This window comes from Anaeromyxobacter dehalogenans 2CP-C (assembly GCF_000013385.1).
In the GTDB taxonomy this organism is placed as follows: Bacteria; Myxococcota; Myxococcia; order Myxococcales; family Anaeromyxobacteraceae; genus Anaeromyxobacter; species Anaeromyxobacter dehalogenans_B.
In genome coordinates, this window is record NC_007760.1 from 2,139,436 (window position 1) to 2,148,823 (window position 9,388).

The 9,388-nt window shown below is 70.9% G+C and carries 15 protein-coding genes; 1 reads left to right on the forward strand and 14 read right to left on the reverse strand.

What is annotated here, in order from left to right:
- Positions 1 to 39: 39 nt before the first annotated feature.
- The 11 genes from ADEH_RS09785 to msrA all read right to left on the reverse strand — a co-directional run bounded on the left by ADEH_RS09785 (position 40) and on the right by msrA (position 6,114).
- A complete protein-coding gene (locus ADEH_RS09785; protein WP_011420937.1) occupies positions 40 to 264 on the reverse strand; it encodes a hypothetical protein in 225 nt (74 codons plus the stop codon).
- A complete protein-coding gene (locus tag ADEH_RS09790; RefSeq protein WP_041453468.1) occupies positions 261 to 524 on the reverse strand; it encodes a hypothetical protein in 264 nt (87 codons plus the stop codon). Before ADEH_RS09790 ends, ADEH_RS09785 begins: the two co-directional genes overlap by 4 nt.
- A 451-nt stretch (positions 525 to 975) precedes the next feature.
- Positions 976 to 2,181 carry an ATP-binding protein gene (locus tag ADEH_RS09800; RefSeq protein WP_041453469.1) on the reverse strand — a complete coding sequence of 402 codons (1,206 nt, stop codon included), beginning with the start codon at positions 2,179 to 2,181 and terminating at the stop codon, positions 976 to 978.
- Entirely contained in the window at positions 2,178 to 2,531 is a 354-nt protein-coding gene (locus ADEH_RS09805) for a helix-turn-helix domain-containing protein (RefSeq protein ID WP_041453470.1), read from the reverse strand. The genes ADEH_RS09800 and ADEH_RS09805 overlap by 4 nt, the downstream gene beginning before the upstream one ends.
- Positions 2,524 to 2,751, reverse strand: a complete 228-nt coding sequence (locus ADEH_RS09810) for a hypothetical protein (RefSeq protein WP_041453471.1) — start codon at positions 2,749 to 2,751, stop codon at positions 2,524 to 2,526. The genes ADEH_RS09805 and ADEH_RS09810 overlap by 8 nt, the downstream gene beginning before the upstream one ends.
- On the reverse strand, positions 2,748 to 2,924 hold the full coding sequence (locus ADEH_RS23090) for a hypothetical protein (RefSeq protein ID WP_157061352.1): 177 nt from the start codon (positions 2,922 to 2,924) through the stop codon (positions 2,748 to 2,750). The genes ADEH_RS09810 and ADEH_RS23090 overlap by 4 nt, the downstream gene beginning before the upstream one ends.
- Before the next feature lie 297 nt (positions 2,925 to 3,221).
- Positions 3,222 to 3,632: a helix-turn-helix domain-containing protein gene (locus ADEH_RS09815; protein ID WP_011420942.1), complete on the reverse strand. Its 411-nt coding sequence runs from the start codon at positions 3,630 to 3,632 to the stop codon at positions 3,222 to 3,224.
- Positions 3,633 to 3,645: 13 nt separating this feature from the next.
- Positions 3,646 to 3,960, reverse strand: a complete 315-nt coding sequence (locus ADEH_RS09820) for a type II toxin-antitoxin system RelE/ParE family toxin (protein WP_041453472.1) — start codon at positions 3,958 to 3,960, stop codon at positions 3,646 to 3,648.
- A gap of 52 nt (positions 3,961 to 4,012) precedes the next feature.
- The gene (locus tag ADEH_RS09825) at positions 4,013 to 4,192 is read right to left on the reverse strand and encodes a hypothetical protein (protein WP_011420944.1); all 180 of its coding nucleotides are present in this window, start codon (positions 4,190 to 4,192) and stop codon (positions 4,013 to 4,015) included.
- 141 nt (positions 4,193 to 4,333) lie between these two features.
- Positions 4,334 to 5,341, reverse strand: a complete 1,008-nt coding sequence (locus tag ADEH_RS09830; protein ID WP_011420945.1) for a cytochrome c3 family protein — start codon at positions 5,339 to 5,341, stop codon at positions 4,334 to 4,336.
- Between the two features lie 131 nt (positions 5,342 to 5,472).
- Complete coding sequence (gene msrA, locus ADEH_RS09835) at positions 5,473 to 6,114, reverse strand: peptide-methionine (S)-S-oxide reductase MsrA (RefSeq protein ID WP_011420946.1); 642 nt, start codon at positions 6,112 to 6,114, stop codon at positions 5,473 to 5,475.
- Positions 6,115 to 6,240: 126 nt separating this feature from the next.
- Between msrA and ADEH_RS09840 the strand changes: the two genes are divergently transcribed.
- Positions 6,241 to 6,516, forward strand: coding sequence for a hypothetical protein (locus ADEH_RS09840; protein WP_041453474.1), 276 nt, complete (start codon positions 6,241 to 6,243; stop codon positions 6,514 to 6,516).
- Positions 6,517 to 6,567: 51 nt separating this feature from the next.
- On the opposite strand, the gene ADEH_RS09845 is transcribed toward ADEH_RS09840, so the two are convergent.
- The 3 genes from ADEH_RS09845 to speA all read right to left on the reverse strand — a co-directional run bounded on the left by ADEH_RS09845 (position 6,568) and on the right by speA (position 9,300).
- On the reverse strand, positions 6,568 to 6,771 hold the full coding sequence (locus ADEH_RS09845) for a dodecin (protein WP_011420948.1): 204 nt from the start codon (positions 6,769 to 6,771) through the stop codon (positions 6,568 to 6,570).
- 97 nt (positions 6,772 to 6,868) lie between these two features.
- On the reverse strand, positions 6,869 to 7,297 hold the full coding sequence (locus ADEH_RS09850; protein WP_041453475.1) for a DUF1992 domain-containing protein: 429 nt from the start codon (positions 7,295 to 7,297) through the stop codon (positions 6,869 to 6,871).
- A gap of 38 nt (positions 7,298 to 7,335) precedes the next feature.
- Entirely contained in the window at positions 7,336 to 9,300 is a 1,965-nt protein-coding gene (gene speA / locus ADEH_RS09855) for a biosynthetic arginine decarboxylase (protein ID WP_011420950.1), read from the reverse strand.
- Positions 9,301 to 9,388: the final 88 nt, after the last annotated feature.

The window sequence follows — 9,388 nt, forward strand, 5'->3', positions numbered from 1 at the left end:
CAGCGACGGCCCGCTGTAGCCGGGCGATGGAGGGCCGGCTCATGGCGTCGCCCCCTCGTCCCCGATCACCATGAGGAAGGCCACGCCGCCCCGGGACTCGAAGGACGCCGCCTCGCGCTCCGCCTCGGCGACGCGGGCCAGGTACGCCTCCGCGGTCTCGTCGGTCTCTCGGTCGATGATCCGGAACCAGACCTGGGACACCCGCTTGGCGCGGATGGCGGCGATGGTTCGCTCGAGCCGGGCAACGGTGCCGCGGATGCTCATGGCTTCACCTCGCGTTGGAGCGCGGCGAGCTGGGCCTCGATGTCGTCCAGCCTGGCGGTGTTGATCTCCTTCTCGATTACGCCCGCGAGCGTGGACGAGCCGTAGATCAGAGCGTTCCCCGTTTTCGAGTCGAGCTCGCCCGAGTCGATCCGGAGGAGCACGTCGGCCAGGTACGCCTTGACGTTCCGGAGATTCCCCAGCCTGCGGCGGCGGGCGCGGGGGGGAGGGGTCGAGTCGCCCGGGTATGTCTCCTGCGTCATCACGGGGTTTCGCGCTCCCCGGGGGCCGCCTGGAGGGGCTCACTCGATGACGCGGAGGGCTCGTTCGGCGACGCCAGGGACTCGAGGCCGCATTCCGCCAGGGCGGCGATCACTCGGAGCCGGACGCTCGGGCGGGTGGGCTTCCCCTCCAGAACGCGGTCCACGCTGCGAGGGTCCACGCGGGCGAGCGTGGCAACGTCTCGCGTGCTGGCGCTGTCGAGGATCTCTCTCGCTCGCATCATGCGGACATCTTGAGGGCGTTTCCGGTCATGTTTCGGGAGGCGCCTCGGTGGCGGAGCAAGGGGGCTTCACCCTCCCCCTGACTCCATCGGTTCCCATCGGTTCCCATCGGTTCCCGGGAACCAATGGCCCAGGGTTCGCGCCGATCGGTTCCCGGTTCCCCCGCCCTTAGGCGGGGAACCGATCCGATCGCGCCGGGCCGCGTCCCGGGTCATGCGCACTGTGAGTCACTATCGGTTCCCTGGTAGACGAACGTGGGGCGGTGGTAGCTCCCCTCGCGCCGGATGGCGCCCGAGCGCTCCAGATCGGCAACCGCCGCGCCTACGTCCTCCCTCTTGGCCCCGAGGCGGGAGCGAAGAAGGTTGACGCCTCCGGTGAACGTCCCGTCCGCCTTCACCAGCTCGAGCACCCGCCCCTTGAGCTGGGTGAAGCGATCGGGAACGCGGGTGGGGCCGGGGCCGTTCAGGCACGACACCCGGAGGCCGGCGGCCGGATCTCCGTCGATCTCCACGTCCTCGATCCAGAGCTGGAAGTCGGCGTGAGGCCGGCCAGAGATCCGGGCCTTCTCGTGGGCGACCGTGGTGGGCTCACCCTTTTCGGCCGCGAACACCAGGACGGAGCCGCACGCGTCGTACAGCGCGCCCGAGCCTCGCACGCTCATCCTGGCGCCGCCCTGCGCATCGCGCGCCGGCTTCCGGGCGTGGTGGACAACGACAGGTGCAACGCCCGTCTTCTCGGACATGCGCCCGAGGCGGTCGAGCGGGATCCGGGAGTCCGATGCGTTCTCGTCGGTGTGGGGGCAGGCCGCGCGGAACGAGTCCACGATCACCAGGTCGAAGCCCTCGCACAGCCGCGCCAGCACGTCGCCGGAGTCGCTGTCGAGATACCAGGACGGCAGTGGCGCCAGCACCAGCCGCTCATCGAGGGCACGCGGGTCGATGCCCCGGGCACGCGCGAGCCGCTGGTAGCGGAGGCGGGTCAGGTGCGAGCCCTGCTCGTAGTCCACGTGCAGCACGCGGCCCTGGCGCACGGGGAAGCGCCCCCACGCCGGCGCACCGACGGCGACGGAGAGGGCGAGGTCTTGCGCAGAGACCGTCTTCCCGCTGAACCCGTATCCCGCGAAGAGGATCGGGGCTCCCGGGGCCATGTCGAGCGCCTCGCAGAGCCAGTTCACGGGCGGGAGCGGAGCGAAGATGTCGCCGGCCTGGAGGAGAGAGCCCAAGAGCTCCTCCCTCCGCCTCTCCTGCTCCTCCCTCTCGTGGCGAAGGTCACGCCCTTCCGCGAGGGCCCTGCGGAGTTCCTTGACCGAAACGCCCAGGTCATCAGCCTCGCGGCGTTCGATGACGTCGAGCGCAAGGCGGGTTGCCTCCGCACGCTCCGCCGGAGTCGGCGCCTGCGCCATCCCCGCCGCGCTCACGAGCGCCTCTTCACGGAGTCGGCGAGCCGGCGGCCGCGCTCCTGCGCAAGGTCGGCGACGGAAGCGGCGGGTCGGGAGCCCGTTTGCTGACCGCCCAGCACGGCCTCGAGATCGGCCGGCCGGATCTTCCAGCCTTTCGCCCCTTCCACCCGCGACGCCGGGAGGAGGTCCTTCCCGATCCAGGCGAGGATCGTCTCCTGCTTCACGCCGGCGCGCCGGGCGGCCTCGGCCGTACCGATGAACCCTTCGGGCCGGGGCGCGGCAGCACCGGCCTCCGCGAGAGCCTCGCGCACGATGCCGCGCACGAACACACGGAGCGCCTCGATCGCCATCCGGTCGGCGTCACCCATGGCGAGCCTCGCGGGTGTTCGTCGGGTCGAAAGCCGCTCCGTGCTGCGGGTGCCCGGGCGCGACGAGCTCGTCCAGCCCGCCATCCTCGCGGACCTTCACGCGGGTCCCGCTGGCTTCGTCCTCCACGATGACGCCGGGAATCGCGAGCACGATCCCGGCCATCCAGGGATAGGCGCGACGAGCGCGCAGGTCGATCGCGACGGTGCGAGGGGGCGTCACGAGCGCTCCCCCTTCTCCGCGGCATCGAGGAACGACACCAGCGCCTCGCGGACGATCCGGCTCTTCAACCGACCCGTGGCCGCAGCGACGCGGGAGATCCGCTGCATGAGTCGCGGATCGACCTCGACGTTGAGCTGAATTCTGGTGCGATGCTTCTGGGGAACCGTAGACATAGCCGTGCCCTTCGAGCGATTTCCCGGGCAGCCAGCTCGCCAGGGCGTCGAAGGTCAGCTATGTGCGCCGGGGAGGTTCACCGGCGGCGACCCGGGCTCGCTCCCCTGACGGTTGGGGTCGGCGAGCCTCGGCAGGTACTACAGCGCTCGTAGACGATCTGGTGCTGGCTCGTTCGAACGCGCTCCACTGCCTTGCCGCATGGTCTACCTAGCACAACCTAGGATGGATTGCAACCGGGCCCCTGTTGTGCGGGAGACGGGGGCAATCCCCACTCAATCAGGTAGGCAATCCAGCAGCTACCGCCCGCCGGCCGGAGCGTCCTGCGACGCGCGGACAGGAATTCCGTTCACTTCGACAAGCACATCGGCCCCGTCGTCTGCGTCTTCGAAGGAGAAGCGGAGGTTCTTCCCCAGCGCACGAGCGATCTTGTGCAGCGTCTCCCAGCGCGGCGTCCGCTGATCCAAGCCCTTCTCCATTCGCGCGATGGAGGGCTGGCTTGTCCCGACGATCTCCGCCAGCTGCGCCTGGGTCAGGCCGGCGTTCTCGCGCATCGACCGCACCGCAATGGCTACGTCGTGGACAAGGCGCCGCTGTTCATAGTGGACACCGAAATCACGCTCGCGGAGCTGGCCAGTGAGATACTCATCGAAGCGGATCCCAGTTCGGCGCATCGCCGGCCCCGTGGTCTTCGTCCTCTTGGTCGGCATCGTGCGGCCTCCTCTACAGCTTCTGCATGCGCTTCCGCGCCACTTCGATCCCGGCGTGCTGATCTTGCTTCTTGCAGACGTGGAGGATCCAGATCACCCGGTACTTGAAGCAGTAGAACGTGCGGAAGTTGCCGGTCCGGATCTCAGACATGCCCCGGTTGCCTCCGCCCTTGATCGTCCTCGTCGAAATCGGCGCGTGAATGCCGTAGTCGCGGAGTGCGGCGATGTCCCCAACGATGTAGGCACGATCCTTCGGCGGCAGCCCGTCGAGGAAGTCTCGGGGCTGGCTGTTGCCTGCGTCGGTCTCGAAGAACCGCACCTCAAGCATGCGCCCTTATATCCAGCCGGATATCATGCGTCAAGGATGGACGCATATCGGCTCACGCACCGTGGGCGTCGGTGGCCACGATGTGCAGCACGCCGCCAGCGTCCTTGACGGCCCGGAGCGCCGCCTCGAGCAGGCGCCGGGCCTCGCCACGATCGCCCCTCGCGACCGCGGCCGCGGCGAGCTGGCCGGCGGCCACGATGAAGTCCGGGAGCGGGTCCGGGAGTGTCGCCACGCCCCCCCGTTCACCGGCGGACGCGGGTGTCGGGCCCCCTGCTAAACGGGGCGAAACCGGCGGCGCGGCCCCGGAATCCCCGGCGTTGAGCCACGCATTCGATTCCCTTGCTCTGCCGCCATTCGCCCGCGGTGCGCCGCGTCAGCGCGCGAACTGCTCCAGCCGGAACCCCGACATCAGGCCGAAGGCGAACATGGTCCCGCCCTCGCGCTCACCGAGGTCGTTGCGGCGTCGCACCAGGTCGGACACGCCGGAGAAGGAGAAGGTGAGCGTGTCGAGCCAGGAGACGGGGCGCCGCCACGCCAGGCCCACCCGCGCGCCCAGGGCGGGCATGAGCACGACCGTGCTCCCGGCCGCGTCCACGCCGCCGATGCCGACGAGCTGGAGCGAGACGCGCTCGTGCACCGGGAGCTCGGCGCCGCCGCCCACCATGAACAGGACGCGGCCCTGGTCCCGCCCGCCCACCCAGTCCAGGCTGTGCGTGAGGAGCGCCCGGTCGTAGTGCGAGGTGAGCCGGACGGAGGGGCCGGCGACGAGGTCCTGACCCGTGCCGCCGAGCACGGAGAGGCCGGCCTCGAGCGTGCGCACGAACGGCGCCAGCGCCGGCCCGGGCTCCACCTCGCCCGCGTCGCCGTGCGGCAGCGACGGCACCGCCGCGGCGCCCCTGACCGCAGCGACGCCGGTCGCGGCGCCGGCGGAGGGCCCCGCCGACATGACCGGCCGCGCCTCGCCGGCCCGGATCACCGCCCCGGCAGCGGGCGCAGGGGCGGCCTCGGCCACCGCCGGCGCCTCCTTCGGCGGCACCACGTGGCAGCCACGGCAGTCGGTCGGCCCCTTCGCGAGCTGCACGTGGCAGCTGCGGCAGGTGTCGTGGGCTTGCCTCGGCGTGAACTCGATCTTCGTGACCGCGCCGTTCCCGTGGCAGGACTTGCAGGAGATCTTCCGCGCGAGGTGCGCGGCGTGGTCGAGCGTGACCGTGCCGTAGGTCTTGGTGGTGCGGACGACCTTCGACGGCGGCGGCGGGAGCGCCGTCATCACCACGCCGCCGGCGGCCTCCGGGACCGAGGCCACCCGCGCGCTCTGCGGGGAAGGCTGGGGCGTCGCGGCGAGCGCCAGCGCCAGGAACGCTGCGAAGGGCGCCACGGGCATGGCGCGCAACATACCCGAGGTGCGGCGCGCTCCGACAGCCCCGCCACCAAGGCACGGAGGCGTGCCGCGCAAAGGTTTCGCGCGCCCTGCGCTGGATCAAGCGGCCGCCGGAGGACCGGCGCGCCCGCGCCTCACCGCGCGGCGAACGCGGGGCAGGTCACCCCGGTGCCGCCGATCCCGCAGTAGCCCTCCGGGTTCTTGGCCAGGTACTGCTGGTGATACTCCTCGGCATAGTAGAACGGCGGCGCGTCGCGGAGCTCGGTGGTGATCGCCCCGCCGCCGCGCGCCGCGAGCGCGGCCCGGTACGCCTCGCGCGACGCCTCCGCCAGCCGCCGCTGCGCCTCGCCGTGCGTGTAGACCGCCGAGCGGTACTGCGTGCCGACGTCGTTCCCCTGCCGCATGCCCTGCGTCGGGTCGTGCGACTCCCAGAACACCTTCAGGAGATCGGCGTACGAGATCTTGGCCGGGTCGAACACCACGCGCACGACCTCCGCGTGCCCGGTGCGGCCGGTGCAGACCTCGCGGTACGTCGGGTTGGGCGTCACGCCGCCCGCGTAGCCGACCGCGGTCGCGTACACGCCCGGCAGCTTCCAGAACACCCGCTCGGCGCCCCAGAAGCAGCCGAGGCCGAAGTCGGCGAACTCCAGGCCCTCGGGGAACGGGGGGACGATCCGGTTCCCGCTGACGAAGTGCTGCTCGGGGACGGGCATCGGCTCGGCGCGGCCGGGGAGCGCCTCGCCGGCCGCCGGAAGGCTGGGCTTCTTGGCGAACATGCGAGGGATCTAACGGGCGCGCCACGACCGGCGCCACCCGCCCGAGGGCACCCCACGTGACGCTTTCCCGCCGGCGAGGCGAGGCCGTCAATGACGCCCGCAGCCCCCCTGAACCAGGAGACGGACATGAAGCGCCTCGCACTCGCCGCCCTGCTCGCCGGCCTCGCCGCGCCGGCGCTCGGCGCCACGAAGACGTACCAGGTCACCGGCCCGGTGGTGGAGGTCGGCGACGAGAGCATCACCGTGCAGAAGGGCAAGGAGAAGTGGGAGATCGCCAGGGCCGCGGACACCAAGCTCGCCGGCGAGGTGAAGAAGGGCGACAAGGTGACGGTCGAGTACCGCATGACCGCCACGAGCATCGAGGTGAAGCCCGCCGGCAAGGCGGCGGCGAAGGCGAAGTAGCCCGCGCGCGCTCCCGGGCCCCGCGGCCCGGGAGCGCCGCCGCGTCCCGCCTCACTCCAGCTTGAAGCCGATGCGCAGCGTCACCTGGAACTCGGCGACCTTGCCGTCCTTGATGGCGCCGCGCTGCTCGGCCACCTCGAACCAGCTCATGTGCCGCACCGTCCGGCCCGCCTCCTCGATCGCGGCCCGGGTCGCCTCCGCGAAGCTCACCGGGGACGTCCCGACCACGTCGATCTTCTTGTAGACGCCGCTCATCTCGGCTCCTCTCCCCGGCCGCGCGCCGGGTTGGTTGACGGTCGGTCACCATGATGCGCCGCCGCCTCGAGGTCCGCAGACGCCCTGGTGGGTCCGTTCACCCGCGGCGGAGGCCCGGCGCCGGGGCGCCCGCGGCGCGGCGCGCCCGCCAGCGCTCCAGCGCCGCGTCCACGTCGAGCGGCGCGAGCGTGGTGGGCGGGCCTGCCACCGCGGTCCGGTTGATGCGGCGGATGCGCGCGTTCAGCGCCTCGAGCCGCTCGCGGACCACCCGCTCGTCGTCGAGCCGCTCGGTCCCGGCCAGCACCGCCTCGGCCTCGTGGCGGATCGCGATCGCGTCGGGCAGCGAGGAGAGCCCCTCGCGCTTCAGCTTCTCCTTGATCCACCAGGCCTCGGGCAGCTCGCCGCCGGTGAGCGGCAGCGGCTTGCCGGCGCCGGAGAGGCGCTCGAACGCGCCCTCCTCCTGCGCCTCGCGGATGAGGCGCTCCACGAAGGTCTCGTGGCCCTCGCCCTGCCTGCGCCGCGCCACGCCGGATCCATGGCGCCGCGGGCGCGCGGGCGCAAGCGCTACACGCCGCCCAGGTACGTGTAGCCCTTCATCACCGCCTCGTAGAAGTCCTGCAGGCCCACGCCCTCCTTCGGCCGGATGGCGCCCTCCTTCACCTTCTGGTCGAGCGCGGCCTTCACGCGGCGGAACAGGTCGGCGGGCTCGTACTGCACGCGCGAGAGCACCTTCTCGATGGTGTCCCCGGGGATGACCTCCTCGATGTAGAAGTCCTCCGGGTCCTCGTCGTCCACGAACACGTGGATCTCGTTCACCCGGCCGAACAGGTTGTGCATGTCGCCCATGATGTCCTGGTAGGCGCCGGTCATGAACATGCCGAGGTAGTACGGCTCGCCGGGGCGGAGCGCGTGGAGCGAGAGCGTCTCGTCCACCCCCTCCCCCTCGATGAAGCGGTCGATCTTCCCGTCGGAGTCGCAGGTGATGTCCACGATGGTCGTGTCGCGGGTGGGCGCCTCGCCCATGCGGTGCAGCGGCACGATCGGGAAGAGCTGGTCGAAGGCCCAGTGATCCGGCGCGCTCTGGAAGAGCGAGAAGTTCGCCATGTACTGGTCGGCGATCTTGTCGCCGAGGTCGCGGGTCTCGCGGGGCGGGCGCTTCTTGCCGCGGTTCAGCTCGGCGATCCCCCGCACCAGCTTCCAGAACAGGCTCTCCACCACCGCGCGCTCCTCCAGCCCGAGGATGCCGAGCTTGAACATCTGGAGCGCCTCCTCCTTCTTGGCGGCGGCGTCGTGGTAGGTCTCGGCGCGGTTGCGCGGGGTGAGCGAGGTGACGATCTCGCGCATCTCGCGGACCACCTTGGCCTCGTTCGGCTCGGGCTCGGAGGCCTTGGCGATCTCCTCCGCCGAGCCGATCTCGATGTGCCCGAACACCGGGATGATGATGCAGGAGTGGTGCGCGGTGACGGCGCGGCCCGACTCCGAGACCAGGTGCGGCTCGGGCACGCCCTCGTTCATGCAGACGCGCTGCACGTTGTAGACGACGTCGCCCACGTACTCGTCCATCGAGTAGTTCACCGAGGAGGCGAAGTCGTTGGTGCGGGTGCCCACGTAGTCCACGCCCAGGCCGCCGCCCACGTCGAAGTACTCGATGGGCAGCCCCATCTTCCGCAGCTTGGCGTAGACGCGGGCGCCCTCGTTCACGGCGTCCTTCACCACCCGGATCTCGGTGAGCTGCGAGCCGACGTGGAAGTGGAGGAGCTTCGCGCAGTGCTCCTTGCCGGCCTCCTTCAGGATCCGCACCGCCTGGATCAGCTCCGGGACGGTGAGGCCAAACTTGGCGAAGTCGCCGGAGGAGCCCTCCCACTTCCCGGTGCCGCGGGTGGTGAGCTTGGAGCGGAGCCCGACCATCGGGTCCACGCCCATCTCCTCGCCCAGCCGCAGGAGCTGCGGCAGCTCGGAGAGCTTCTCGATCACCACGATGACCTTGCGGCCGAGCTTTCGCCCGAGCAGCGCCAGCCGCAGGTACTCCTCGTCCTTGTAGCCGTTGCAGATGGTGAGCGCCTCGGGGTCGGCGTTCATCCCGAGCACCACCAGCAGCTCGCCCTTCGAGCCGGCCTCCAGGCCGTAGTGGTACGGCGCGCCGGCATCGACGATCTCGTCGACCACCTCGCGCATCTGGTTCACCTTGATCGGGTAGACGCCGAAGTAGCTCGCGCCGTAGCCCATCTCGGCGACGGCCTTCCCGAACGCCTCGTTGATCTGCTTCACCCGGGCGCGCAGCACGTCCTGGAACCGGACCACGCACGGGAAGCCGATGTTGCGCTCGCGGATGTCCTCGACGACGTCCATGAGGTCGATGGTCGGGCCCGGCTGGCCCATGGGGTGGACGGCGACGTGCCCCTTCTCGTTGATCGAGAAGAAGCCCGCGCCCCAGCCGCTCACGTTGTAGTACTGCGCCGCGCGCTCGATGGACCAGTCCGCGGCCGCCATCGCCGTCGTCGCGTCGCTCCGCTGCTCGGGGATGCTCATGTCGCCGCTGATCTACGACACCACGGCCGAGAAATGAAGCGTCGCGCCCGTCGACTTCGCGGGCGCCGTCCGCTAAGGAACGATCCCC

Excerpts from the sequence above, each read along its gene's own strand:
- ADEH_RS09785 (WP_011420937.1), bottom strand. The coding sequence starts at position 264 with ATGAGCATCCGCGGCACCGTTGCCCGGCTCGAGCGAACCATCGCCGCC.
- ADEH_RS09790 (WP_041453468.1), bottom strand. The coding sequence starts at position 524 with ATGACGCAGGAGACATACCCGGGCGACTCGACCCCTCCCCCCCGCGCC.
- ADEH_RS09805 (WP_041453470.1), bottom strand. The coding sequence starts at position 2,531 with ATGGGTGACGCCGACCGGATGGCGATCGAGGCGCTCCGTGTGTTCGTG.
- ADEH_RS23090 (WP_157061352.1), bottom strand. The coding sequence starts at position 2,924 with ATGTCTACGGTTCCCCAGAAGCATCGCACCAGAATTCAGCTCAACGTC.
- ADEH_RS09815 (WP_011420942.1), bottom strand. The coding sequence starts at position 3,632 with ATGCCGACCAAGAGGACGAAGACCACGGGGCCGGCGATGCGCCGAACT.
- ADEH_RS09820 (WP_041453472.1), bottom strand. The coding sequence starts at position 3,960 with ATGCTTGAGGTGCGGTTCTTCGAGACCGACGCAGGCAACAGCCAGCCC.
- ADEH_RS09830 (WP_011420945.1), bottom strand. The coding sequence starts at position 5,341 with ATGCCCGTGGCGCCCTTCGCAGCGTTCCTGGCGCTGGCGCTCGCCGCG.
- msrA (WP_011420946.1), bottom strand. The coding sequence starts at position 6,114 with ATGTTCGCCAAGAAGCCCAGCCTTCCGGCGGCCGGCGAGGCGCTCCCC.
- ADEH_RS09840 (WP_041453474.1), top strand. The coding sequence starts at position 6,241 with ATGAAGCGCCTCGCACTCGCCGCCCTGCTCGCCGGCCTCGCCGCGCCG.
- ADEH_RS09845 (WP_011420948.1), bottom strand. The coding sequence starts at position 6,771 with ATGAGCGGCGTCTACAAGAAGATCGACGTGGTCGGGACGTCCCCGGTG.
- speA (WP_011420950.1), bottom strand. The coding sequence starts at position 9,300 with ATGAGCATCCCCGAGCAGCGGAGCGACGCGACGACGGCGATGGCGGCC.